The organism is Rhodanobacter sp. AS-Z3 (assembly GCF_029224025.1).
Lineage (GTDB): Bacteria > Pseudomonadota > Gammaproteobacteria > Xanthomonadales > Rhodanobacteraceae > Rhodanobacter.
On sequence record NZ_CP119392.1, the window covers coordinates 627,797 to 651,304 of the forward strand.

23 protein-coding genes are annotated in these 23,508 nt (G+C 63.0%); 6 read left to right on the forward strand and 17 right to left on the reverse strand.

Features of this window, described 5'->3' with window-relative positions; translation table 11 throughout:
* Window positions 1-132: 132 nt before the first annotated feature.
* The gene (locus PY254_RS02690; protein WP_281013934.1) at window positions 133-3,999 is read right to left on the reverse strand and encodes a GH36-type glycosyl hydrolase domain-containing protein; all 3,867 of its coding nucleotides are present in this window, start codon (window positions 3,997-3,999) and stop codon (window positions 133-135) included.
* 269 nt (window positions 4,000-4,268) lie between these two features.
* On the opposite strand from PY254_RS02690, the gene PY254_RS02695 reads away from it, so the two are divergent.
* From PY254_RS02695 to gnd, 3 genes are all read left to right on the forward strand, one after another.
* Window positions 4,269-5,597: a glucoamylase family protein gene (locus PY254_RS02695; protein ID WP_281013935.1), complete on the forward strand. Its 1,329-nt coding sequence runs from the start codon at window positions 4,269-4,271 to the stop codon at window positions 5,595-5,597.
* Entirely contained in the window at window positions 5,594-7,123 is a 1,530-nt protein-coding gene (locus tag PY254_RS02700) for a mercuric reductase (RefSeq protein WP_281013936.1), read from the forward strand. The genes PY254_RS02695 and PY254_RS02700 overlap by 4 nt, the downstream gene beginning before the upstream one ends.
* 96 nt (window positions 7,124-7,219) lie before the next feature.
* Window positions 7,220-8,125 carry a phosphogluconate dehydrogenase (NAD(+)-dependent, decarboxylating) gene (gene gnd / locus PY254_RS02705; RefSeq protein ID WP_281013937.1) on the forward strand — a complete coding sequence of 302 codons (906 nt, stop codon included), beginning with the start codon at window positions 7,220-7,222 and terminating at the stop codon, window positions 8,123-8,125.
* A gap of 112 nt (window positions 8,126-8,237) precedes the next feature.
* Here gnd and PY254_RS02710 read toward each other — a convergent pair whose 3' ends face one another.
* From PY254_RS02710 to PY254_RS02720, 3 genes are read right to left on the reverse strand one after another with little or no spacing between them, the layout of a single operon-like run.
* Window positions 8,238-10,565 carry an EcoAI/FtnUII family type I restriction enzme subunit R gene (locus PY254_RS02710; RefSeq protein WP_281013938.1) on the reverse strand — a complete coding sequence of 776 codons (2,328 nt, stop codon included), beginning with the start codon at window positions 10,563-10,565 and terminating at the stop codon, window positions 8,238-8,240.
* Complete coding sequence (locus tag PY254_RS02715) at window positions 10,562-10,852, reverse strand: type II toxin-antitoxin system RelE/ParE family toxin (RefSeq protein WP_281013939.1); 291 nt, start codon at window positions 10,850-10,852, stop codon at window positions 10,562-10,564. Before PY254_RS02715 ends, PY254_RS02710 begins: the two co-directional genes overlap by 4 nt.
* 1 nt (window position 10,853) lies before the next feature.
* Window positions 10,854-11,138, reverse strand: a complete 285-nt coding sequence (locus PY254_RS02720; protein WP_281013940.1) for a ribbon-helix-helix protein, CopG family — start codon at window positions 11,136-11,138, stop codon at window positions 10,854-10,856.
* 75 nt (window positions 11,139-11,213) lie between these two features.
* Between PY254_RS02720 and PY254_RS02725 the strand changes: the two genes are divergently transcribed.
* Window positions 11,214-11,507 (forward strand): addiction module protein, encoded by a 294-nt coding sequence (locus PY254_RS02725; protein WP_281013941.1) that lies wholly within the window; start codon window positions 11,214-11,216, stop codon window positions 11,505-11,507.
* A 65-nt stretch (window positions 11,508-11,572) separates the two neighbouring features.
* Here PY254_RS02725 and PY254_RS02730 read toward each other — a convergent pair whose 3' ends face one another.
* The 5 genes from PY254_RS02730 to PY254_RS02750 all read right to left on the reverse strand — a co-directional run bounded on the left by PY254_RS02730 (window position 11,573) and on the right by PY254_RS02750 (window position 15,591).
* Window positions 11,573-11,872: a type II toxin-antitoxin system RelE/ParE family toxin gene (locus PY254_RS02730; protein ID WP_281013942.1), complete on the reverse strand. Its 300-nt coding sequence runs from the start codon at window positions 11,870-11,872 to the stop codon at window positions 11,573-11,575.
* Entirely contained in the window at window positions 11,869-12,090 is a 222-nt protein-coding gene (locus tag PY254_RS02735) for an addiction module protein (RefSeq protein WP_281013943.1), read from the reverse strand. Before PY254_RS02735 ends, PY254_RS02730 begins: the two co-directional genes overlap by 4 nt.
* Window positions 12,091-12,204: 114 nt before the next feature.
* Window positions 12,205-12,636, reverse strand: coding sequence for a UPF0158 family protein (locus tag PY254_RS02740; protein WP_281013944.1), 432 nt, complete (start codon window positions 12,634-12,636; stop codon window positions 12,205-12,207).
* A gap of 130 nt (window positions 12,637-12,766) precedes the next feature.
* On the reverse strand, window positions 12,767-13,810 hold the full coding sequence (locus tag PY254_RS02745) for a restriction endonuclease subunit S (RefSeq protein ID WP_281013945.1): 1,044 nt from the start codon (window positions 13,808-13,810) through the stop codon (window positions 12,767-12,769).
* A gap of 101 nt (window positions 13,811-13,911) precedes the next feature.
* Window positions 13,912-15,591, reverse strand: a complete 1,680-nt coding sequence (locus PY254_RS02750; RefSeq protein WP_281013946.1) for a class I SAM-dependent DNA methyltransferase — start codon at window positions 15,589-15,591, stop codon at window positions 13,912-13,914.
* Between PY254_RS02750 and PY254_RS02755 the strand changes: the two genes are divergently transcribed.
* Both PY254_RS02755 and PY254_RS02760 read left to right on the forward strand, forming a co-directional pair.
* A complete protein-coding gene (locus PY254_RS02755; RefSeq protein WP_281013947.1) occupies window positions 15,590-15,994 on the forward strand; it encodes a TIGR03067 domain-containing protein in 405 nt (134 codons plus the stop codon). The genes PY254_RS02750 and PY254_RS02755 overlap by 2 nt on opposite strands.
* Before the next feature lie 162 nt (window positions 15,995-16,156).
* The gene (locus PY254_RS02760) at window positions 16,157-16,624 is read left to right on the forward strand and encodes a hypothetical protein (RefSeq protein ID WP_281013948.1); all 468 of its coding nucleotides are present in this window, start codon (window positions 16,157-16,159) and stop codon (window positions 16,622-16,624) included.
* 9 nt (window positions 16,625-16,633) lie between these two features.
* Here the strand turns inward: PY254_RS02760 and PY254_RS02765 are convergent, their stop codons facing one another.
* The 8 genes from PY254_RS02765 to PY254_RS02800 form a co-directional block, all read right to left on the reverse strand.
* Complete coding sequence (locus PY254_RS02765) at window positions 16,634-17,179, reverse strand: DUF488 domain-containing protein (protein WP_281013949.1); 546 nt, start codon at window positions 17,177-17,179, stop codon at window positions 16,634-16,636.
* Between the two features lie 3 nt (window positions 17,180-17,182).
* Window positions 17,183-17,395: a hypervirulence associated TUDOR domain-containing protein gene (locus PY254_RS02770; RefSeq protein ID WP_281013950.1), complete on the reverse strand. Its 213-nt coding sequence runs from the start codon at window positions 17,393-17,395 to the stop codon at window positions 17,183-17,185.
* A 111-nt stretch (window positions 17,396-17,506) separates the two neighbouring features.
* Window positions 17,507-17,752 (reverse strand): hypothetical protein, encoded by a 246-nt coding sequence (locus tag PY254_RS02775; RefSeq protein ID WP_281013951.1) that lies wholly within the window; start codon window positions 17,750-17,752, stop codon window positions 17,507-17,509.
* 81 nt (window positions 17,753-17,833) lie between these two features.
* Complete coding sequence (locus PY254_RS02780; protein WP_281013952.1) at window positions 17,834-18,541, reverse strand: LytR/AlgR family response regulator transcription factor; 708 nt, start codon at window positions 18,539-18,541, stop codon at window positions 17,834-17,836.
* Complete coding sequence (locus PY254_RS02785; RefSeq protein WP_281013953.1) at window positions 18,538-19,590, reverse strand: sensor histidine kinase; 1,053 nt, start codon at window positions 19,588-19,590, stop codon at window positions 18,538-18,540. Before PY254_RS02785 ends, PY254_RS02780 begins: the two co-directional genes overlap by 4 nt.
* Window positions 19,591-19,619: 29 nt before the next feature.
* Window positions 19,620-20,282, reverse strand: a complete 663-nt coding sequence (locus tag PY254_RS02790) for an alpha/beta hydrolase (protein WP_281013954.1) — start codon at window positions 20,280-20,282, stop codon at window positions 19,620-19,622.
* A gap of 17 nt (window positions 20,283-20,299) precedes the next feature.
* Entirely contained in the window at window positions 20,300-21,112 is an 813-nt protein-coding gene (locus tag PY254_RS02795) for an energy transducer TonB (RefSeq protein ID WP_281013955.1), read from the reverse strand.
* Window positions 21,113-21,155: 43 nt separating this feature from the next.
* Window positions 21,156-23,315 carry a prolyl oligopeptidase family serine peptidase gene (locus PY254_RS02800; RefSeq protein ID WP_281013956.1) on the reverse strand — a complete coding sequence of 720 codons (2,160 nt, stop codon included), beginning with the start codon at window positions 23,313-23,315 and terminating at the stop codon, window positions 21,156-21,158.
* Window positions 23,316-23,508: the final 193 nt, after the last annotated feature.

Sequence of the window (23,508 nt, forward strand, 5' to 3'; positions counted from 1 at the left end):
GCCGGCGGGCGGTGCCCGCCCTACGACCGCTGTGCCGTACGTGGTGGAGGCCGGTCTCCCGCCCGCCACGTGATGCTACGCGACGCCGTAGGGCGGGCACTGCCCGCCGATACCTGACGCGCGGACCAGCACTCAGCCGAGCGTGACGACTACTTGATGCGTCTTTCCGTCATCGGCCAATACCAGCGCAGCACCGGCTTCGTGCGTGTGGCCGTCCATCTGCACATGCGTTACCCCGCTGCAGACATGTTGCGGATTCTCCACGCTGATCTCATAGCGACTGACGTGTTTGCGGCGATGTTGATAGATGAGCTCGAAGCCGTCCCATGCCTTCGGAATGCATGGCTCGAGGCGTAGTTCGCTTCCGTGCAGATGAAAGCCAAGTACCGCCTCCAGCCCGGCGCGATACAACCATGCCGCCGAACCGGTATACCAGGTCCAGCCGCCTCGGCCGATATGTGGCGCCACCGAATAGACGTCTGCACAGACTACGTACGGCTCCACCTTGTAGCGCGCAATTGCCGCGGCGCTGTCGCCATGGCAGATCGGGTTGAGCAGCTTGAACTGATCGCCGGCGCGGTCACCGTCACCGAGTCCGGCCCAGGCGAATACCGACCATGTCGCGCCGTGCGTATATTGCCCGCCATTTTCGCGCACGCCGGGCGGATAGCCCTTGATATAGCCAGGATCTTTCTTGCCGTCCTGATCGAACGGCGGCGTGAACAGGCGGGCGAGCTGATGCGGATGATCCACCAGCAATTGATCGACCGACGCCATCGCTTGCGCCGCATGTGCGCGGTTGTCGCGACCGGCCATCACGCTCCACGATTGCGCGATGGTATCAATCCGGCATTGCGTACTCTGCGCCGAACCCAGCGGTGTGCCGTCGTCGTAATAACCGCGTCGATACCACGCGCCATCCCACGCCTCTTCCAGTGCAACGCGCAAGGCCGCGGCATAGTCACGCCAACCCAGTGCGCGCTTTTGCTCGCCACGTCGTTCGGCCTCCGGTGCGAGCTGCTCGATGGTGTCGAGCAGGAACCAGCCCAGCCAACTGCTTTCGCCGCGCCCTAGCGCGCCTACTGCATTCATGCCGTCGTTCCAGTCGCCGGTCCCGATCAGCGGCAGCCCATGGGCGCCGCGGGTCAGGCTGGAATCGATCGCCCGCGCACAGTGCTCGTAGACGTTCGCGGTTTCTTCCGATGTGCCAGGCTGGAAGAACGCGTCCGTGGCGTCGTCGGGAATGGCCTGACCCGTGAGGAAAGGCAGCATTTCGTCGAGTACCGCGCGATCGCCACTGACTTCGACGTAATGCATCGCCACGTAAGCCAGCCACACGCGGTCGTCGCGGATCTTCGTGCGAATACCCTGGCCCTTGGGCGGCAGCCACCAGTGCTGCACGTCGCCTTCGGCGAACTGGCGGCCTGCCGCACGCAACAGATGTTCGCGCGCCAGGTCGGGGCGCGCTACACACAGCGCCATCACGTCCTGCAACTGGTCGCGGAAGCCGTAGGCGCCGCTGGCCTGATAGTAGGCGGTCCGTGCCCACAGTCGGCACGCGGTGACCTGATACAACGCCCAGTCGTTTAGCAGCAAGTCCATGCTGCGTTCCGGCGTTTTCACCTGCACCGTGTCCAGCAGGTCGTTCCACAGCGTGGCAACCTCGCGCAGCACGCCATCAAAGTCAGTGTCGCGATATTTCGTCACCAGAGCCCGCGCCGCTGCATCGTCGCTGCCTTCACCGAGCAGAAAGTGCAGTTCCAGCGAGGTATTCGGTGGCAGCTCGACGTGCGTTTGCAGTGCACCGCAGGGGTCCATGCCCGCGCCCACGTGATCGTTCAGGGCGGCGTCAACACGTAACGCGGCCGGGTCGATCATGCTACCCAGCGGCCCGAGAAAGTTTGCGCGATCGCCACTGCTTGAATGCTGTGCACCGGCCAGGTCGAAGAACGCCACCCGCTCGCCAAAATCGGCGCGCCAGCGATTGCGCGCGAACAATGCGCCGGTGGCGTCGTCGTGCGAGGTCACCACGAACGGCGCCGGGGTGCTGCCGTTCGGGCCAAGCGCCCATTCGACATAGCCGGTGATGGTGAGTCGACGCGTCTGGCTGGAGTGGTTGCACAACCGCAACCGTGACAGCTTGACGGAGTCATCGGTCGGCACGCACTGGATGAGCTCCAGTTCGATGCCATGCGCGTTGTTGCGAAAGCGTGTCCAGCCCTTGCCGTGGGTTGTCGTGTAGCGTGCGCCGTCGACGCGGATCGGTAGTGCAGTGGCCGTCCATAACGCACCGCTGTCGGCATCGCGCAGGTAGATCGCCTCGTGCGGCATGTCGCTGACCGGATCGTTCGGCCACGGCGTCAGCGGATTCTGCTGGCTGTTGCCGGACCACGTATAGCCGCCACCTTCGGCGGTCGCCAGAAAGCCGAATTCCGGGTTGGCGACCACATTGGTCCAGGGCGCCGGCGTGGGATGTGCGGCGTCCAGTTCGATGCGGTAGGCGCGCCCTGCCTCGCAGAAGCCCCCATGACCGTTGGCGAACTCGAGCGCCTCGTCATCGTTCTGCAGCGGTGCGGCAGCGCTGCTCGCACGGATCGGAGGCGTAGCCGCAGCGTTCCGCGTGGGCGGCTGCGCGGCGTGCTCGTCGTCGACCGGGTTCAACACCAGCCGCGCCACGGCCAACAGGCCGTCGCGCAGGCTGTCATCGATCTGGTCCGTGCGCAGACAGAACAGCTCGGCCTTGGCGGCATCGCCGTCCGCCTGCAGTTGCTGCTTCTGCGTGCTCACCTGCTGGTTCATGGCGCTACGCGTGGTGTCGTCGCTCAACTGATCAAGCACCACCACATCCATCGCCAGCTGATGTGCGCGCCACCAGCGTTGCGCAAGCAGCAGCGTGTCGAGCAGGGCAAGGTCGTCGTGGCTGCGCAGAAACAGCAAGGCAATCGGTCGGTCGCCGGAAATACTGGCGCCCCACAACGTGGGTGGACCGCCCTCACCACGTGCGCGCTGCGTGGCGCTGGCACGCTGACTGGCGTCGCTGATCAGCAAGGCCCGCTGCCAGTGGGCGAAGCGTAGCAACTGCTCGTGGTCGATCGCGAAGCGCTGGCGTTCGGCCTCTGCATGGTGTGCAGCCGCGGCAAACAATTGCGTTGCCGCCGCCGGATTCGTGAGTTGCTGGCGCAACGCCAGCGCACCATCTCGCGTGTCTGCCAACTGGGTCCACAGCAGCAACTGGATACGTTCGCCCGGTGCCAGCGCAAATTCATGGCGCTGGCTGAACACCGGATCGAGTACGCAGCCGACGCTTCCCGACAATGCCGCTCCCGGCTGCATCGCGGCCGCGTTACGCAGCGTGCGACCGCGGCCGAGGAAGCGGGCACGGTCGGTTTCGTGGGTGGTTTGGCAACGGGTCTCCCCTTCGACCTGCAGTGCCTGCGCTGCCCACACTTGCGCCTGGCTGTCGCTGCGCCGCCGCCGCGTCGCCAGCAACAACCGCTGATCTTCGTCCCATTCGGTTTGCACAAACATCTTGGAGTACGCGGGATGGGCGTTGTCATCGCCGATCGGTCCGAGCACCAGTTCGGCGTAACTGGTCAGCGACAGTCGACGGCTGCAATCGCCGTGATTGCACACGGTCAATCGCCGCAGTTCGATGTCGGCGGCCGGAGCCACGGCGACTTCCAGTCTGCTTTCGAGCGCAGCGTGCTGGCGGGTGAAGGTCATGCTGCCGGAGTCGTGGTCTATCGCGTCGCGCGCCGCGGTGACGCCAAACGGTTGCGCGGTGGCTCCCCACACCTCGCCGTTCTCTTCGTCGCGCAACAGCAGAAAGCTGCCCCACGGATCAGCAACCGGGTCTTCGCGCCAGCGCGTAACGGCCAGCCCCTGCCAGCGAACAAAACCCGTGCCGCTGTCGGTCAGAAACGTGCTGAGTCTGCCGTTGGAAAGTATCGGCAGCGCGCTCATGCGGGTGCCGTCGGAGGAACGAGTGGGTTGAGACATGGCGAACGCAAACTCCTGCGATTGTCGTGGCGAGCTGGTGTGGCTCGAGCATCGCGCCACGCTACGGCGGGCCGCAGAAACACGGTGTGAAATCACCGTCGTGCACGCCATGCTTACAGCGCGCTGCGCACACTGGCCGGTGGATGGCGACGAACCACGGCCGGGCACGAATGACAAAGCCGGTTGTCCCAGCCTTGTTTGGCGATGGCATGCAGACAACCGTCCTGGTTGTCGCGCTCCATCAGCCAGCTGATCCCATGGGAGCCCGGATGCAACCGACAAATACCCTGTGCGCGCTTGACGATGACGCTCTGCTGGAGCGACTGCAGCGTGCCGCGTTCGACTATTTCGTGCAGACCATGAATCCGCAGAACGGGTTGATACCCGACACCTCGCGTGACAATTCGCCGGTCAGTATTGCGGTGGTGGGTTTTGCACTGTCGGCATATCCCGCCGCGGTGGATCGCGGCTGGATCGACCGCGCCGAAGCGGTGCGGCGAAGCCTGCTGGCGCTGCACTTTTTTGCCGACAGCGACCAGAGCGGCAGCCCCACCGCCACCGGTTACAAAGGTTTCTACTATCACTTTCTGGATATCCACTCGGGCCAGCGCGTGTGGCAGTCGGAGTTGTCGATGATCGACAGCGCGCTGCTGATCGCCGGCATGCTCACCGCGGCCAGCTATTTTCAGGCTGACAACGCCGCGGAAGCCGAGCTGCGCGAACTGGTCGACGCCTTGTATCGGCGCGTCGACTGGTGTTGGTCACAGGATGGTGGCGACACTATTCGGCAGGGCTGGAAGCCGGAGTGCGGCTACCTGCACTACGGCTGGGAAGGCTATAGCGAGGCGATCGTGTTGTACGCGCTGGCAATGGGTTCGCCGACGCATCCGGTCTCCGCCGACTGCTATGCAGGCTGGGTGGCGACCTATCAATGGGAAAATTTGTACGGTCAGGATTTCCTGTACGCCGGCCCGTTGTTCGTGCACCAGTTCTCGCAGGCGTGGGTCGACTTGCGCGGCATCCGCGATGCCTTCATGCGTGAGAAATGTTCGGACTATTTCGAAAACAGCCAGCGCGCGGTGCACGTGCAGCGCTGCTACACCCAACTCAATCCGCAGGAATTTGTGGGCTACGACCGCAACTGCTGGGGCCTGTCCGCCTGCGATGGCCCCACCGATGAGCAGGTCGATGTGGCGAATGAACAGCGCCGCCTGTTTGGCTATGCCGCCCGCGGCGTGCCGTACGGCCCGGACGATGGAACCTTGTCGCCACCGGCGGTGCTGGCGTCGTTGCCGTTTGCGCCGGAAGCGGCGCTGGCCGCCTTGCGCAACATGCTGGCGCGCTACCCGGAAATTCTTGGTAACGACCGCCTCGCCACCAGCTTCAATGCCAGCGTGTCCGACAAGAACGGGCGACCGTGGGTATCGGCCGGTCACTACGGACTGGATCAAGGCATCGTCTTCATGATGATCGAAAACCATCGCAGCGGCAGTATCTGGCAACGGCTGCAGCACTGTGAGCCGCTGGTTCGCGGCTTGCGCCGGGCCGGTTTCGCGGGCGGTTGGCTGGATGCATCGATAAGGGAGGCAGCGCAATGAATAGCAAGTTCGACGCCAGCGTGCGCACACTCGTCGATGCCGTCGAGCGCAAGCGCCTCGAAGCGGTGAGTCCCGACGCGTGGAACAATCCCGAGCCGACGGTGCCGTATCAACTGGTCATCGTGGGTGCTGGTTCGGCCGGCCTCGCCGCTGCCAGCGAGGCGGCGGCGCTTGGCGTGCGCGTGGCCTTGATTGAACGCCACCAGATCGGCGGTACCTGCTTCAACACCGGCTGCGTGCCCTCCAAGGCGCTGTTACGCACCGCGGCGGTGTATGCGGAAATGCGCGACGCCGAGCGCTACGGCGCGCGCGTCCCGGCCGACGTAGAAGTCGACTTCGCCGCCGCGATGACGCGCTTGCGGCGTATCCGCAGTCACCTGACCAATACCACCTCGGTGCGCCAGCTTGCGGCCACTGGCGTGGATGTGTTCTTTGGCAACGCGCAGTTCGAAGGGCCCGATCGGCTAAGCGTCAACGGTCAGCCGGTGCCGTTCCAGAAAGTGATGATGGCTACCGGCGCGCGCCCGGATGTTCCCGACCTTCCGGGCCTCAAGCAGGCCGGTTTTCTCACCAACACCACCATCTTCGAATTGACCGAGCTGCCAGCACGACTGCTGGTGATTGGCGGTGGTCCGCTCGGCTGCGAACTGGCCCAGGCGTTTCAGCGGCTGGGTTCGAAGGTGACGATCGTGCAGAAGATGCCGCTGTTCCTTGAACACGAGGAACGCGATGCGGCACAGACCTTGTCCGATGCGTTTGCCCGCGATGGCATCGAGGTGCGACTGAATACCATGCCCACGGCAGTTCGCGTGGATGGCGACGAGAAAGTGGTGGATCTGGTCAGCGACGATTACCACAGTAGCATTCGCGTCGATGCGATTCTCACCGGCGTCGGGCGCCGGCCGAACGTGCAGGGGCTGGGTCTGGAGCATGCCGGCATCGACTACGACGAGACCTCCGGTATCCATGTCGACGACCAGTTGCGCACCAGCAATCCGCGCATCTATGCCGCCGGCGATGTCTGCCTGTCTGCGAAGTTCACCGACATGGCCGAAGAGTCCGCACGCATCGTGGTGCGCAACGCGCTGCTCGGCGGCTGCGAAAAGCTGAGCACACGGGTGGTGCCGTGGTGCACCTATACCGACCCGGAGATCGCCCACGTCGGCATGTATGTGCGCGAGGCCAACGCGCTCGGCATTCCGATCAAGACGTTCACCGTACCGATGCATCAGGTCGATCGCGCCGTGACCGACAGCGAGCAGCTCGGCTTCGTGAAGATCCACCTGCGCGATGGCAGCGACCGGATTCTCGGCGCCACCATCGTCTCGCGTGATGCCGGCGACATGATCAGCCAGGTCACGCTTGCGATGGTCGCCGGCGTGGGCATGCGTACGCTGGCGAACGTGGTTCACGCCTATCCAACCAAGACCACCGCGATCCGCATGGCCGCCATGGCCTACAACCAGACGCGATTGACGCCGCGCGTGCTCGCCCGGCTGAAACGTCGGCTGCTGCGGCATGATTGAATCGCCATCGACCGCATTGATACCAGTCACGTCGACTTTCTGTTTCAGCGCATAGACTGTGTTCTTTCCATTCACCACTCACGCAAGGACTTACGCATGCAACTCGGCATGATCGGCCTCGGCAAGATGGGCGCCAACATGGCGCAACGACTTATCCAGGGCGGCCACAAAGTGACCGGCTTCGATCCCAGTGCGGATGCGCGCAAGGGCCTGGAAGAAAAAGGTGGCGGCTCGGCCGACTCACTCAAGGCGCTGGTGCAGGCGCTGCCCGCACCACGCGTAGTCTGGCTGATGGTGCCCTCGGGCAAAATCACCGACGACACCGTCGATGGCTTGCTGGCGCTGCTGGAAAAAGGCGACACCATGATCGACGGCGGCAATTCCAACTACAAGGATTCGCTGGGCCACGCGGCGAAGTGCGCCGACAAGGGGGTCAACTACGTCGACTGCGGCACCAGCGGCGGCGTGTGGGGCCTGGCCGAGGGCTACAGCATGATGGTCGGCGGCGACGAAAAAGTCGTCGATGGCTTGAAGCCGATCTTCGAGACGCTGGCGCCGGGCAAGGACAAGGGTTGGGGCCGCGTCGGTCCGGTCGGTTCGGGTCACTACACCAAGATGGTCCACAACGGCATCGAATACGGTTTGATGCAGGCCTACGCTGAAGGCTTCTCCATCCTCAAGCACAAGGAAGAGTTCGGCCTCGACCTGGCCCAGGTTGGCGAGATCTGGCGCTACGGCAGCGTGGTGCGCTCATGGTTGCTGGAACTGACCACCGACGCGCTGAGCAAGAACCCGCAGATGAAAGGCATCGCGCCTTACGTGGTCGATTCCGGCGAAGGTCGCTGGACCGTCGACGCCGCGATCGAGTTGAACGTGCCCGCGCCGGTCATCACCTTGTCGCTGATGGAGCGTTTCCGCTCGCGCGACGATGATTCGTTTACCGACAAATTGCTGGCTTCGATGCGCAATGAATTTGGTGGGCATGCGATCAAGAACGAATAGGCTCCCGCCATGAACCTGTAAGAGCGCACCCTGTGCGCGATGCTCTTGCTCGATGATCCCGATTCAGGGCGAGCAAGAGCATTCGTCCTCGTTCGGAGGGCGGGGCACCTTCTCATTGATAAAGATGCGCCTGAATCGCGATAAACGCCTCGCGTATCGCCGGTACCGGACCCAGCAAGCGCTTTGCATCGTTGGTGCCGCCGTAGCGGATGCGCAGAAAGTCGGCGATCTTGCGTGAGGCCAGTTCATCGACGCCGTGTTTCTCGTACGCTTCCAGTACGTACTCGAGAAACGCGCGCATCTCGCGTTGGTAGCCATCCAGTCCCGTTGCACGTGCCGTACCCGCGCGTTCATGGCGGGACATCGGTGCCAAGGTAAAGCGCACATAGGCCAGCACGTCGAAGATGTCGCTGTCGGCCGCGTCGATCAAGCGGCGCATATCCTCCAGCCGGTCGGCGTCGTAGCCGAGATCCTTCAGCCGCTGCTGGAACGCTTCGCGGCGGTCGGGATCACTCCATACCGCGCGCAATTCGTCTTCCGACGCCACCAGGTTGCCCAGGTCGCCAAACAACTGCTGCATGAATTCCTGCGCGGTAATCTGCCGGCCCTCATGCCAGTACGTGGTGGCGGCCAGATAACGGATCGAACGTTCCTTGCCGTCGGCCAGCTTCACCACAATCTTCGGTACCGGCTCGCTGGGGTTTTCCACGCCGCCTGCTGCCGAAGGCGCATCTTCTGGAACTGGCTGGCGTGGTCCACGCGGCGTGCCGGGTTCGTCCGGCGGCAACGGTTCGCCATCCCATTCGGGATCGTTGAAGTGCTCGTAGCCCTTCACGAAATCGTAGATGGTGAAGAAATCCTTGCCGTCGAACGTGCGCGTGCCACGGCCGATGATCTGCTTGAACTCGATCATCGAGGTGATCGGGCGCAGCAACACGATGTTGCGCACATTGCGCGCGTCGACACCGGTGGAGAGTTTCCTCGACGTGGTCAGAATCGTCGGCAGCGTCTTCTCGTTGTCCTGAAATTCGCGCAGATGCTGCTCGCCGAGCTTGCCGTCGTCGGCCGTCACCCGTTCGCAGTAATGCGGGTCGGGGTTGTCCTTGATCTGGTTGATGGCATTGCGCACGCGCGCGGCGTGGTCTTGCGTGGCGCAGAACACCAGCGACTTCTGGCGCTGGTCGATCTGGTCCATGAACTCATGCACGCGGCTTTCCTCGCGTGCGTCGATAATGATCCTGGTATTGAAATCGGCCTCGGTGTATTCCCGGTCGGGGTCGATCTCGCCACCGACGACCTCGTCCTCGTCGGAGAACGTGTAGCTATCCATCGTGCTGACCATCTGGCGCACCTTGAACGGCGTGAGGAAGCCGTCGCCGATGCCTTCCTTCAATGCATAGGTGTAAACCGGGTCGCCGAAATAACGATACGTGTCGACGTTCGCGTCGCGCTTGGGCGTGGCCGTCATGCCCAACTGCACGGCCGGTGCAAAGTATTCCAGGATGCCGCGCCAGCTACTCTCATCCTTCGCACCACCGCGATGGCATTCGTCGATGACGATGAAGTCGAAGAAATCTTTGGCATAACCTTCGAAGGTGAATTGCGGTTCGCCGTCGACTTCCTTGCCGGTCATGAAGGTCTGGAAGATGGTGAAGAACACGCTGGCGTTCTTCGGAATTTTCCCTTGCTTGCGAATTTCCTCCGGGCTGATGCGACACAGCGCATCCGGTGCAAACGCGCTGAACGCGTTGTACGCCTGGTCGGCAAGAATGTTGCGGTCAGCCAGAAACAGAATGCGCGGGCGGCGCACCGGATCGCGGCTCAGGTTCCAGCTCGACTCAAACAGCTTCCACGCAATCTGGAACGCGATGGACGTCTTGCCGGTGCCGGTGGCCAAGGTCAGCAGAATGCGCTGCTCGCCTTTGGCAATCGCCTCCAGCACCGCCGTGATCGCGTTGTGCTGGTAGTAGCGCGGCTGCCATTTGCCACCGCCGGTTTCGAACGGCACCGCGCCAAAGCGGTCGCGCCAGTCGTTGCCTTCGGGGAAGCAGCGTGCCCACAGTTCCTTCGGTGTGGGAAACGGCAAGCCGATATCGCCTTCCTTGCCGGTTTGCATGTCGATCGCGTACCAGCCGATGCCGTTGCTGGCGTAAGCGAAGCGTGCCTGCAAGCGCGTCGCGTAATCCTTGGCCTGGCCCACGCCCGCCGTGTGACCAAGGCCAGCGCGCTTGGCCTCGATCACCGCCAGCTTGCGGTCGCGGTAGCTCAACACGTAATCGGCCGATAGCGGATTGGCCCGGCCGCCGCCACCGGTGATGCGGCCGGGGCAGATCATTTCGCGATTGACCTTCGAGCCTTCGACCACGCCCCAGCCGGCATCGCGCAGCACCGGGTCGATGCGGTTGGCGCGGGTGTCGGCTTCGGTTTCGTTCACGCTCATGCGTAGCCCCCTTCCCGTTGCGCACGAATGGCCAGTATCAATGCCGTATCGATCAACGGCAGGTAGCGATAGAGCGCAAGGTAGCCGTGCGAGCCACGGCCAATCAGCAATTCGCGTTTGTCATCGCCTGCCGGACGGCCGATCAGCGGGTTGTCGGCAAGCACATCCAGCGCGCTGATGATCTCACCCGCACGGGCGTCGGCACTCTCGCTTTCGTGCTGATGCAAGTGCTCGACGATACGGTCGAGATCCTCGATGACGCCGGGTGCCAGCCTGACGCGCGTCACCTCAGCGATCCAGCTTGCGGGCCAGCGGCCGCTTCGCCGACTTGCCTGCCAGCCGATCCATCAGATAAATGCGCGCTTCCTCCCACGGAATGCTCTTTCCGGATTCCAGGAATTGGGCGTAGCGCCGGTCCGCCAAAGCGTGGAAGGCCGCATGCTCTGCGGCAAGATCGGCCTTTTCCGCAATCGCCTCAAGGATGAAGTTGTGCGAGGTCGTGCCCGCCTGCTTCGCCGCTTCGGCGACGCGAGCCTTGAGTTCGTCGGGCAGTCGGATGGTGGTGGTACTCATGAATCGCTCCGGGCGGCGTTACCCTGCAAGAATGTAGCACTTTTGTGTTACAAGAGCGCAAGCGCAGACTCCGGCTTGTTGGCGCTGACTGCGCGAAACAAGATCAAAGGGCTCGTGAGTCTCGGAGGCAGCATGACGACAGACAAACTGAATCGGCTACGCATCCAGATCTCGACGCTTTCCAAGTCGGAGCGAGCCGCGCTTGCCCACGACATCATTGCCGGACTCGACGGGGTTGACGACGATGCCGTTGAACAGGCGTGGGATGACGAGATTTTGCGACGAATGGCGCAAGTCGAAAGCGGCCAGGCCGAGCTGCTGACACGCGACGAATTTCGCCAGCAAATGCGCAGTCGAAGGGGGAGCTGATGGGTGCGCACGGTACGGATACTGGGAGACGCCACCGAGGAGCTAAGGCTCCACTCGGCTGAACCTCACGACTCGCGTGGCTGCCAATAGTCTGGCCGGCGGTGCAGGTGCGCTACCGCTACTACCAGAACAAGCGCCTCGGATTTCCGCAGTTGGTAGATGACACCGTACGGAAACCTTGGTACCAGACAGCGGCGCGAATATGAGCCGATCAGTGGATAGCCGTCGGGGAAGAGTGCGACGCGCGACAAGGTGCGTTCGACTGCTGCCGCGAACTCGTGCCCCAGCCCTCGTCGCTGCGCCTCGTAAAACGCCACCGCGTCATCGAGTTCGGCCGATGCGGGGGCGAGGAAGCGGAACTTCACCCGGCTTTGTACTTCGCGAAAACGTCTTCCGCTGGAACTGATTCGATTTCCCCGCGATCATGCGCCTCGATACGCGCATTCGCCTCGCTCGCCCACGCGGCATCGATGTCGGCATCGGGAACGTCCAGGCTCAACAGCAGCCGTTCCGCGATGGCGGCCCGCTCGGAGGCCTTGAGTTTGAGTGCCTGGTCGATGACGGCGGTGGCTGAAATGGTCATGGTGTCACCCAAACGTTTGCTTTTTGCGAGGATACCACCGCGATTGACGGGCAAGTCTCCGGTCAGGTCTGTTGGCGGGAGAAGGTATTTTGCAGCGTGGGTCGGTGCCGTCGATCAATCGGTCAGCGTGATGCCGTTGTCCGCACACCACGCGCGCAGCGCCTGTTTGGTCTGCTCATCTTCCCACTGGTACCAGCCATCGAGGCTTTGGTGATGCTCCAGCAAATCCTTGAAGCGGGCATAGGCGCCGCGGTGCGAGAAGATTTCGCACGCCTGCTCGTCGCCGGCCGGCAGCTGCGTGCGGGCGAACTCCAGCGCCAGCGGCTTGCCCAGCTCGAGGTCACGCTTGTCCGGAACCGGCACGTAGCGCTCCGCGTCGTCGATATCCTCCGGCAATGGGCCGAACTCGTCGAACTCGTCGCTGTGGCAGAGCTTTTCGCCCGTCTCGCGGCACACCCAGACTGCATTGCCGTACATGTCCCGGCCGCCCAGTAACAGCAGGACGTCTTCGAGAGCATCCAGTGTGACGGGCGTTTGCTTGCCCATGGGAACCTCGAATCATCCGACTATTTGTAGGAGCGCACCCTGTGCGCGAATCACCCGATACCACGCAACGTGTGTTCGCGCACAGGGTGCGCTCCTACAGAAGACCCGGGCGCGACAGGTCGAGACCGCCTCATGTCAGTTCGCCGGAGAACGCTTTTTGCAGGAGGGATTGGCGGAGGTCGGCGAGGTCGGTGAGCTTTGCTTGGTACTTGGCCATCAAGCTGTTGGTCATCTCCAAGCACCGGTCAATGTTTTTGATCGCCCGGGCATTGGTTGTCGTGTCAGATACCGGCATCGGATATGACGCCAACGCTTTGCCGGTGAAATGAGAAATTCCTGTGCCACTGAAGTGACCACTCAATTTGCCGAGCTTGTCGTCGACGAACAACCAATACATTAAAACCTTTGGCAAACTTTCATCGTCAAAGCGAACGCGGTGTAGTGCCTTTTGGAAGTATGTTGAGTCATCCGATTGGTAGATGGATGCTCGTCCGGGATAGCCGCCTTCACAGATGAGAAGGTCCCCTTTGCGGACCTCGTATCTATCAAGCTCACGATCCTCGATACGCATCTCCAGTACATCGGAGGTGTCAATTTCGAACCACCTAATGTTGATGTTGCGGAGATAGGGGCGGAATGTGCCCTTGTTCTTCTGCTTGTCGAGCATTTTTCCGAGGCAGTGCTCCGCGATTTCACCAACCTGCACAAGCTTTCCGCTCTGCGCGATCGTCGTTAGATTGTCATAAGCAACTTTGACGAACAGTGCCTCTGCATCCGCCAGATTGGCCTCGGCATGGGCGCGGGCGCGGTCGAGGGCGGCGAAGGCCTGATCGAGCACCGCAACGATCCGCTTCTGCTCTTCCAGTGGAGGAAGAGGAATCTCCATTCCGCTGATGTGTCGATAGTGCCGTGCGTAACCTAACGATGGAGTGGGATTAGCTTCGAGAAAGTATCGGAGAAATGCCGGGTCCAAGAAGTCCTTTGGCTTGAGAATTTTGACACCGTCAGCGCCGACGACAAAATCGAAGTCGACCAGCTTCAAGACCTGAGTGTGATCCCCAAATACGACGACAGGACTATCGATGCGGATCGCGTCTGCCTCATTGTCCCAATAGCCGTTTATGAAGTCCGATTCTTGCGAAATGATGGGAAGCTTCCCGTCAGTTAGAAACAAGCTTCTCGGAATTTTGGCAGGAACCTTTACGCTATCGAGACAAGCCGACAAGGGTTTCGTTGGGAACGTTTTCGCGATGCCCTCGGGCGCTGGGCGACTGCTCACAACAACCCCCGAATCTCTTCCAGAATCTCCGCCGTCTCCACATCCCGCGCCAACATATCGGCAATGATCTGCTCTGGACTGCGCAGCGCCTCGGCCTCCGGCGCATTCGGATTCTTCACCGACAGATCCCACGTCGCCGTGTCCAGCTCCTTCACCGCCACCGACCAGCTCTTGGCGCTATCGGCCTTGTCCGCCTGCAAGGCCACGAACTCCGCCAGATCCTCATCGTTCAGCGGATTGGTCTTGCCCATGCTGCGGCCCGGATCGAGCTGGTAGTACCAGACGGTGCGCGTCTTCGAGCCTTTCTCGAAAAACAGCACCACGGTCTTCACGCCGGCGCCTTGAAACGTACCGCTGGGGCAGTCGAGCACGGTATGCAGGTTGCAGTTCTCCAGCAGCTCCTTGCGCAGGGCCACGCTGGCGTTGTCGGTGTTGCTGAGGAAGGTGTTCTTGATCACCACCGCGCCGCGACCGCCGGCTTTCAGTTTGCGGATGAAGTGTTGCAGGAACAGGTAGGCGGTTTCGCCGGATTTGATCGGGAAGTTTTGCTGCACTTCCTTGCGCTCACCGCCGCCGAACGGTGGATTGGCCAGCACGATGTCGTGCCGATCCTTCTGCTGGATGTCCATCACGTTGTCGGCCAGCGTGTTGGCGTGGCGGATGTTGGGCGCGTCGATGCCGTGCAGGATCATGTTCATCACGCCCAGCACGTAGGCCAGCGATTTCTTCTCCTGCCCGTAGAAGGTGCGCCGCTGCAGCGTGTCCCAGTCGGCGGCGGACAGATCGTTGCGACGCATCACATCCCACGCTTCGCACAAAAAGCCGGCTGAACCACAAGCGCCGTCATAAATGGTTTCGCCGATCTGCGGCTGCACCACTTTGATCATTGCGCGGATCAGCGGGCGCGGCGTGTAGTACTCGCCGCCGTTGCGGCCGGCGTTGCCCATGCGCTTGATGCGGGTTTCGTACAGGTCGGACAGCTCGTGCTTGGCTTCCTGACTGCCGAAGTTGAGCTGGTCGATGATCTCCAGCGCGTCGCGCAGCGAATAGCCGGAGCGGAAGCGGTTGGCGATCTCGGCGAAGATCTCGCCGATCTTGTATTCCAGCGTGTCGGGATCGTCGGTGGTTTCGCGGAAGGTCTGCAGGTACGGGAACAGCTGGCTGTTGACGAAATCGATCAGGTCTTTGCCGGTCAGCGCGGCATTGAGGTCGGGCGTGCCGTCTGCCGCTTTCGGCGCGGCCCAGGACTGCCAGCGATACGGCTCGTCGAGGAGCGGTGTGTATTCGCGACCTTCCAACCCGGCCTGATCCTCCCACTCCTTCTCCATGTCGTCGAGGTATTTGAGAAACAGCAGCCACGAGGTCTGCTCGGCGTAGTCCAGCTCCGAAGCCAGGCCCTCGTCGTTCCGCATGACGCGGTCCATGTTGTTGAAGGCGTTTTCAAACATGCTGCGAAAGGTTCCTTGAAGTTCGGCGCGCGTACCTACCGAGCCATGCTGATGAAGGCGGCGTCCAGGTAGCGTTCTAGTTTCCTTGGTATGCAAGGACAACACCACATTCGGCGGTGCCCCCCCCGGAATGCGGTCAGATTTCCACTTCTGCACTATGCGCTGATCGCGCCCGGTGAAAGCCAGATGGCATACTCGCCGGCTCCGTACCGCGACCTGCATGCCCATGACAACCATCCATTCCCTACCCGACGCCACCGAACGCGACCTCGCCTTGCTGCAAGGTGCGTGGGAGCAGGTTCGGCTGGAGGCCGACGGGGTGGTTGATCCGCCCGATGATCACGGTGCGCCCGGCGCGCTGACCACGATTGCCGGAACGCATTTCAGCGTGCGCACGCTGGAGGGCGCCTTGCTGCTGGAAGGCTCGTTCATCCTCGACGCCACAACCCGTCCGCGTTCGATCACCTGGGTCGACTCCATGGGGGAGGATCAGGGCGTGCCGTTGCCGGCGAGCTATACGCTGGACGAGGACCGCTTTGAATTCATCGCAGGCAATGCCGGTGCCGCGCGTCCCGTCGACTTCCGTACCGTGCCGGGTCAGACCATGCGAACTTTTGTGCGCCATCGCTGATGCAGAAACGCGTGTTGCCGGGTTGATTCGGCTCGCATGGGTTGTGACGCATGGCGACAAGACACCAGGAAACTCCCTGCTAGACTCGCCCCACCACGCGGCTGATTGCATGCCGTGGCGGGGTGTTGCGCTTTTCAATCGTCTTGTCGGGGATGGGACTTCATGGCTGCACCGTTGTCGTGGAAGCTGGGTGGAGCGGTAGCGGCCGTGATTGTCGCTGCCCTGGCATGGCATGGCGCTTCGCAGTATCTGGCTGGCCGCCACGCCGATGAGCTCACTCGGGAGGTGGCGCACAATACCGAGCTGCAGGCGCAGCAGGCCAAACTGCAGGCGCAGCAGCGCAGTGAACAATTGGCGGCCACCTTGCAGCGCCAGCGCGATGACCTGGCCACCACTTATCAGCAGGTCAACCAGGACGCGGTGGAATACCAGGTAGCGCAGGCGCGGCGCGAGGAAGCGCGGCGGCAGGAAGCGTTGCGGGTGAAGGCGACGTTCCGGCTGAACGCGAACCAGAAATGCGCCGGTGGCATCGTCATCAATCGCAGCGGGTCGAGCTTCACCCAGGCGATCGGCAAGACCGGTGAGCCGATCAAATGCACCGGCGACATGGCGGAAGAGCCGTTGCGCTGAGCGCAGCGCCTATGGCAACTCCGCTTGTGTCGGCGCGTAGCTCAACCGGCCATCCACGATGTGCGCAGGTGAGGTGAACGGGTGCTCGGTGGTATGGCTGGCGTCCAGAATGTGGATCACCTCGATGCCACGCAGTTTCAATACGTCCGAAACAAGCGATCGGTGGCAGCGCCACCAGACTACTTCGGCGCACATCATCGCGGTGCGCTTCTTTTCCGCCAGCTTCAACAGCGCGGCCAGGCCTTCGGCGAATTCCGGCGTGGCGAGATAGTCCGCATAGCCCTGGAACGAAGCATTGCGCCAGGCCGTGTTGGGCGAGCCTGGCTGCACCTTGCGGCGACCGCCGAGTTTGGGTATCCACTGATAACTCACGCCATGCGCAGGTAGCGACTCGGCCAGCGCTTCACTGGCGAAGTGCGGATAGCGACGCGAACCGGGAAAACGCCGCACGTCGGCGATCGCTTCGATACCGTATTCGCCGAGCAGCGCCAGGAATTCTTCCAGCGTGCGGGTGGAATGGCCGATGGTCCAGAGGGTGGCGGGATCGTCAGGCATGGCTCAGTCGATCTTGTGCAGCGCCGAGCCCTTGTGCATTGCCACGTGGTCGGTCTTGTCGCTGGCGATTTCGTACTGGGGATCGTCTTCGCTGCAGTGGCGCGGGTGACCTTTGTACTCGGTGTCGCGGGTATGCACCTTGGTGATCTTGCCGCTGACGTGACCGGCTTCGGAATTCCAGCGCACATGGTCGCCGACCTTGAAGGCGTGGCTCATTGCGATTCTCCTGCAGAGAAGTAAGGCAAGCATTCCAGCACAGGTAGCGTGCACGGAATGTGGCGATCTGCGAGTCGGTGGCGCCCGTCGCTGTGGACGAGCCGCGCGCTGTTACAGCGTGCTCACGTTGCGGCCGAAGATCGCGAAGAAAAGCACCTGCATCACCGCCACCGGTGCAAGCCAGAGCCAGCCGTCATGCGTGAACCCTATTTTGTAGAGTGCCAGCGGGTGCACGAGTAGCAAGATCCACCAGCAGAGGTGTCCCAGCTGAGCGATCAGACCGTGGTGTGTCTTGCGAAAATTCGCCATGCCGACGCCGCCGGGGAGAAAGGCCCAGAACGCGCTGAACGTCAGCACGAACGTAACCACCACTCTCACCAAAACTCCCAAGGGTGCGTCCTTTCTTTGGCGCCGTTGCCAATCTGCCGCCTCAGGTTTTCAGGTCGGCCGCAGCAGCTTGCGTACTGCCGGCAAGTTGCGCCGACTGATCTCCGGCGCCAGTTCGGTGCCGTCCAGCCGAGCCAGCACGCGGCCGTCGGCCAGCGTCTTCAAGCCGAGCAGCCGCGCTGGTGGCACCAGACAATTGCGGTGCAGTCGCACCAGTTGATCGGGGTAGCTTTCTTCCAACTGGCGCAGCGATTCCTCGATCAACAGCTCGCCGCGCCGGTGATGCACGACTACGTACTTCTCGTCGGCCAGCAGGCAAGTGACTTCATCCAGCGCGATGCGCACCTGCTCACTGCCGTGGCGGCCGTGCAGATACGCGGCCGGCTCACGCGGCGCATCGGCAAGCCGGCGTTGCGCACGTTGCAGTGATTCGCGCAGGCGTTCCAGCCGCACCGGTTTCAACAAATAGTCGGCGGCGCCCAGTTCAAAAGCCTGCAGGGCATGGGCCTCGTAAGCGGTGCAGAAGATCACTTGCGGGCGCGCACGACCGGCCAGCCGTCGCGCCAGGCTGACGCCATCGATGCCGGGCATGTTGATGTCCAGCAACAACACGTCCGGTTGCAGCTCGCTGATCGCTACCAACGCCGCTTCACCGTCGGCCACGTTGCCCACCATTTCGATGTCGGCACACTCACCGAGCAGGGATGCCATGCGTGCACGCGCCAGCGGTTCATCGTCGACAATCAGCACGCGGGTCATGGCGGATCTCCGGGCAGTTGCAGCAGCACCTCGAAGCGATCGCCGCGGGCAGCCGCGATCACCCTGGCCTGCGGTCCGTAGCGCCACGCCACGCGCTGGCGCACGTTGCTCAGGCCGTGGCCATTGCCGCCCACCGCTGGCGTGTCCGGCAGGGGATTGATGATTTCGATGCGCACACCGTTGCCTTCACGACGACCGCGCAAAATCACCTCGCCGCCCTCGCGCAATGGCTGGATGCCGTGGCGCACGGCGTTCTCCACCAGCGGTTGCAGCAGCAGTCGCGGCAGCGGGAACTCGGCCGGCAGGTCCTGCAGTTCGCGGGTCACTCGCAGCCGCTCGCCAAGGCGCAGTTGTTCGATCGCCAGATAGCGTTCGACCAGTGCCAGTTCTTCGCCCAGCGTGCCGTCGGCGTTGTCGTGCTGGCCCAGCGCAGCGCGGAACAGATCGCATAAATCCTCGACCGTGCGCTCGGCGGCCGCCGGATCGACGCGGATCAGTGCGGCCACTGTGTTCATGCTGTTGAACAGGAAGTGCGGGCGAATGCGCGCCTGCAGCGCCTCCACTTGCGCGCGCGTTACCGCAGCCAGTCGCGCCTGCCACTGCGCCAGCACGTAGAAGTAACGCAGCATCGCCGCGCCGAGCAGGGCCGCAATCACCAGGTTGTCGCGGGTGAAGTCCGTTGTACCGCTCTTGATCATGCCCATTTGCTGCGCACCGTCGAACCAGTGTGCGACCAGGCTGGCGAGCAACACGATCAGCAGGATCAGCAGCCACACGCCGACATACGGCAGATGGCCCGGCAGCCGTTGCAGCCACGGTCGCAGCTTGCACAGCAGCACGGCGATCACCAGCACCAGCCAGGTGACGAACAACATGCTCACGCTATAGGTCGACCAGTTGCGCGGATTGTCAGCAGCCAGCCACATCACGGTGACGGTCAGCGCGCCGACCACGAACATCGCAAACAACGCCGGCAACCGGCAGAAGTCCGGCAGCAGGCTTTGTTCGGCGGGGCCGCGCAAGGCGCGGCGGGGCGTGATTTCGGGCATGTGGCCAGTATGCCGCAGCCAGCGCCGGATCAGGCCAGTCGCTGGCCGAGCCAGCGACGCAGGTCGCTGATTTCCTCGGCACACACGGCATGCGCCATCGGATAGGTGTGCCAGTCCACGGCATAGCCCAGACCTTGCAGCAGATCACGCGAGTCGGTGCCCCGCTGCAATACAACCACCGGGTCGGCCGTGCCATGACCGAAGAAGATCGGCGTGTGCGCGTTCGCCGCGTGTCGCTCGGCCGCCACGGTGGCGGAGATCGGCAAGTAGGTGGACAGCGCCACGATGCCGCCCAGTGTTTGCGCGTGGCGCACACCGGCAGACAGCGCAATCGCGCCGCCTTGCGAAAAGCCGATCAGGATAATCCGCTCGCTGGGCACGCCGCGTTCGTGCTCGCGCGCAATCAACGCTTCCGTGGCAGCCACCGACTCGCGGATGCCGGCCTCGTCCTGGCGTGAAGTGAGGTCGAAACCGGTGATGTCGTACCACGCCCGCATCGGCATGCCGTTGTTGACCGTCACCGGCCGCACCGGTGCATGCGGGAACACGAAGCGCACGGCAGGCCATGCGGGATCGACCAGCTCGGGCACGATCGGCGCAAAGTTATGGCCATCCGCACCCAGCCCGTGCAGCCAGATGATGCTGTGAGTGGGGTTGGCGGCAGTTTCGTGTTCGACGGCGGGGAGGATCATGCGGTGCTCGGTGCGTGTCAGGGAGCACTGATGATAGTGGCCACCGCACGCGGCTGCAGTGGACTGTCCAGCGCGACGGCCTGTTCCGATGGAAGCGGAATGCCGGGCTGTGCAGCGGCACTTTCCGCTGTCGCGGCTTGCTTGCGTGCGGCTTCGCGAAGAATTTCTATTTGCTGCCGGGTAAACGTCTCGTTATCGATAGAGAAGTCCACCGGTACGCGCACGTGTGTTGCCACTGGTTGGCCTTCCACCTGTTCCGGCGTAGCGTGCCAGCGCTGGGCAGCCGTGAGAACGGCACTCTTGAAGGAGGCCCGCAGCGGCCAGTTCGCAAACTGGCTGCTCACCGACATATCACTCAGGTGGCCGTCCGGCTGCACGGTGGCGTCGAGGATGGCGAACGCGCCTTCGCGCGCGCGAATCGCATCCCGAGGATACCTGGGAGCGACAGGTCGGCTGATATCGGGGCCGTTGCCGAGGAAGCTGATGCGCAGGTTGTACTGCCCTTGCGTGTTCGGCGAAGCCTGCAGCCTGGTATAGACGAACGTATGTGCAGACACTGCGTGGCCATCGCGGGTAGCCGGTACGAATTGCCATTGCTTCACCGCCGCCGAAAGCAGCGCGGCGACCGATGCAGATACCCCTGGGTCAACCTGGGTGGCGGTGAGGTGACCCTGGGCATTCACGTCGGCGCCGATCACGAAAGTCTGTTCGCGCTTTTCGGCGGCCCGAGCCGTTAGCGAACAGACCAACAGCAGGCTGACTGCGACGTAGGTGACGTTTTTCATCAGGACTTCCTTTGGGTGATGGTTGGTTAACGCATCGATCGCCATGCTATGGCGCTTGAAAGATGTCGGCCAGTGCGTCAGGTGATTCTCACGGCATCGTGTCCAATCCCAGTTCATGCGCGAAGAACGTCAGCCCGATCGCCGTATCACCCACCCGCTGACTGAACGGTGCGCCGATGCCGTGGCCGGCATTCATGCGGGTCAGCAGCAGGATCGGTTGGGATGAGTTGCTGGCGTTCTGCAGCGCGGCGGTGAACTTGCGTGATTGCCACGGCGCCACGCGTGCGTCGTTGGCGCCGGTGCTCATCAGCACGGCCGGGTAGGCGGTGTGCGGCTGCACGTTCTGCAATGGCGAGTAGGCCAGCGTGGCCTTGAACTGGTCGGGGTCGGCGATGCTGCCGTATTCGGGGATGTTGTACGGGCCGTTGGCGAAGTTGGTTTCGTGGCGCAGCATGTCGTAGATGCCGACGCGCGCCACCACCGCGCGATAGTCCGCCGGATGCTGCACGATCTGCGTGCCCATCAGCAGGCCGCCGTTGCTGCCGCCGAGAATGCCGAGGTGGGCGCGGTCGGTCCAGTGGGCATCGAACAGCGCCAGGGCGGCGGCGTGGAAATCGTCGAATACGTTTTGCTTGTCCAGCTTCTGGCCTTGCGCATGCCATGCCTGGCCGTTCTCGTTGCCGCCGCGGATATTCGCGTAGGCGAGCACGCCACCGTGCTCCAGCCACGCCAGATTCGAGCCGATGAAGCTGGGCCGGATCGGAATATCGAAACCGCCATAGCTGTACAGAATGGTTGGACGCGTGCCGTTCGCAGTGATGCCCGGCATCGACAGCACGGTGAGCGGAATCCTGGTGCCATCTTTCGAGGTGCCTTCGATGCGCTGCATCACCACCTTTGAATAGTCCGCTGCCGAGGTTTCCTCGAACACGGTTTTCAGGGTGCCTTTGCTGCCGTCGTATTCCACCCAGCGCACCGGCGTGGTCCAGCCGCTGTAGGTGATCAATGCCTTGTTCTGACCGGATTCGGAAGCGATGTCGTCCACGCCGATGCCATGCGCGGGCAGTGGCAATTTGCGGATCAACTTTGCGTTGCCGTCGTACTGCTCTACCCACCAGTCCGGTCCCCAGCTGCGCACGACCAGGAAACCATCGCCGAGTGGTGCCACGCGCTGAATCGCGCCGTCGCGCTGGGCCAGCACCGGCGTAGGCTTGCCATCCTGGCCGATCGCCACGATTTGTCCGCGTGGCGCGTCCAGAAACGAAACGACATACAGACGTCCATCCACCCAGCTCGCACTGCGCACATTGGCCGAGCGGTCAAGCACGCGCACAAACTGCGAGCCCTCGCGCAGGAATACTTCGGCCGGACCGCCGTCACCGGCATAAGCCAGCACGGCGGTTTGCGCGGTGGCCGGTGAGTTCACCAGCACGTACTCGGCGATCCTCGAATACTCCTTGCCGAACACCACCGCATCTTTGTCGGCCGGCTCGCGCAGCACGTGGTGAACCAGCGCCGCGCCGAATTGCTGCACCGCCTGCCCGTCGGCCGGTGGCGGGAAGCGCACGTAGCTGAAGCCGAGGCCGTCGGCGTCCCAGGCCAGACCCACCGGTGAGGTACCGCCGCCGGCCCAGGGCAACGTGTCGGGCAGGTTATCGCCGCTGATCACGTCGAGCACGTGCACGGTGGTCAACTCACTGCCGCCTTCGGCCGTGCCGTAAGCCAGATAATGGCCGTTCGGCGAGGGCCAGTAGGCGGTGATGTTGCTGGCCGTATTGCCGATGTTGGGATCAACCAGGGTTCGTGGCGTGCCATCCGGCCAGGTCTGTGCGATCAGCACGGGCTGCGCCTGCGGCGGGGTCAGTTGCATGTAGAACAGCGTGCCGCCGGCCAGCGTGGGCTGGAAGCGAATCGTCGAGGTGATCGCCAGTTGCTGCACGCGTTTAGTGAGTGCGGTGCCCTCGGGCATCGCAGCCAGGGTGGCTTCGGTGTGCGCGTTCTGCGCGTCGATCCAGCGCTTCACGGCCGGCGCATCGGGATCTTCCAGCCAGCGGTAAGGATCAGCCACGCTGACCCCGTGCAGCGAGCTGGCATCAACGCCGCGCCGGGTCGCTGGCGGCAGGCTTGCCGCTGGACCGATCAGGCTCACCTCACGCGGCGGCGTGGACGAATCATCGGGCGGCAACTGTGGCAAGCCGGTGGCATTGGCTGCCGACAACGCCATCGCAAGAGCAAGGCTGACAAGCATGAGGAGCATTCCCGAGAGCTGAATGATGCAGGGTAACGCCAAAGGCAGGTCGCAGATATTTGCGCCGCAACACCGGCGGTCTCTGCGTGCTGCGGCAACGCGCAGCGGGTTTGATGACAAAGCTCGGCGAGGTCGTCTAGCCCCTGACTTCTGGCACGGTGGTTCGGCCAGCGCGGGTTGCCTCGGCTATGCT

What these genes read in the sequence shown, in the direction of transcription:
- PY254_RS02770 (WP_281013950.1), bottom strand. Translation starts at nt 17,395, where the DNA reads ATGAGCCACGCCTTCAAGGTCGGCGACCATGTGCGCTGGAATTCCGAA.
- PY254_RS02760 (WP_281013948.1), top strand. Translation starts at nt 16,157, where the DNA reads ATGGCTGCACCGTTGTCGTGGAAGCTGGGTGGAGCGGTAGCGGCCGTG.
- PY254_RS02755 (WP_281013947.1), top strand. Translation starts at nt 15,590, where the DNA reads ATGACAACCATCCATTCCCTACCCGACGCCACCGAACGCGACCTCGCC.
- gnd (WP_281013937.1), top strand. Translation starts at nt 7,220, where the DNA reads ATGCAACTCGGCATGATCGGCCTCGGCAAGATGGGCGCCAACATGGCG.
- PY254_RS02765 (WP_281013949.1), bottom strand. Translation starts at nt 17,179, where the DNA reads ATGCCTGACGATCCCGCCACCCTCTGGACCATCGGCCATTCCACCCGC.
- PY254_RS02790 (WP_281013954.1), bottom strand. Translation starts at nt 20,282, where the DNA reads ATGATCCTCCCCGCCGTCGAACACGAAACTGCCGCCAACCCCACTCAC.
- PY254_RS02740 (WP_281013944.1), bottom strand. Translation starts at nt 12,636, where the DNA reads ATGGGCAAGCAAACGCCCGTCACACTGGATGCTCTCGAAGACGTCCTG.
- PY254_RS02785 (WP_281013953.1), bottom strand. Translation starts at nt 19,590, where the DNA reads ATGCCCGAAATCACGCCCCGCCGCGCCTTGCGCGGCCCCGCCGAACAA.
- PY254_RS02700 (WP_281013936.1), top strand. Translation starts at nt 5,594, where the DNA reads ATGAATAGCAAGTTCGACGCCAGCGTGCGCACACTCGTCGATGCCGTC.
- PY254_RS02695 (WP_281013935.1), top strand. Translation starts at nt 4,269, where the DNA reads ATGCAACCGACAAATACCCTGTGCGCGCTTGACGATGACGCTCTGCTG.
- PY254_RS02750 (WP_281013946.1), bottom strand. Translation starts at nt 15,591, where the DNA reads ATGGGCATGCAGGTCGCGGTACGGAGCCGGCGAGTATGCCATCTGGCT.
- PY254_RS02720 (WP_281013940.1), bottom strand. Translation starts at nt 11,138, where the DNA reads ATGAGTACCACCACCATCCGACTGCCCGACGAACTCAAGGCTCGCGTC.
- PY254_RS02710 (WP_281013938.1), bottom strand. Translation starts at nt 10,565, where the DNA reads ATGAGCGTGAACGAAACCGAAGCCGACACCCGCGCCAACCGCATCGAC.
- PY254_RS02800 (WP_281013956.1), bottom strand. Translation starts at nt 23,315, where the DNA reads ATGCTTGTCAGCCTTGCTCTTGCGATGGCGTTGTCGGCAGCCAATGCC.
- PY254_RS02795 (WP_281013955.1), bottom strand. Translation starts at nt 21,112, where the DNA reads ATGGCGATCGATGCGTTAACCAACCATCACCCAAAGGAAGTCCTGATG.
- PY254_RS02690 (WP_281013934.1), bottom strand. Translation starts at nt 3,999, where the DNA reads ATGTCTCAACCCACTCGTTCCTCCGACGGCACCCGCATGAGCGCGCTG.
- PY254_RS02780 (WP_281013952.1), bottom strand. Translation starts at nt 18,541, where the DNA reads ATGACCCGCGTGCTGATTGTCGACGATGAACCGCTGGCGCGTGCACGC.
- PY254_RS02735 (WP_281013943.1), bottom strand. Translation starts at nt 12,090, where the DNA reads ATGACCATTTCAGCCACCGCCGTCATCGACCAGGCACTCAAACTCAAG.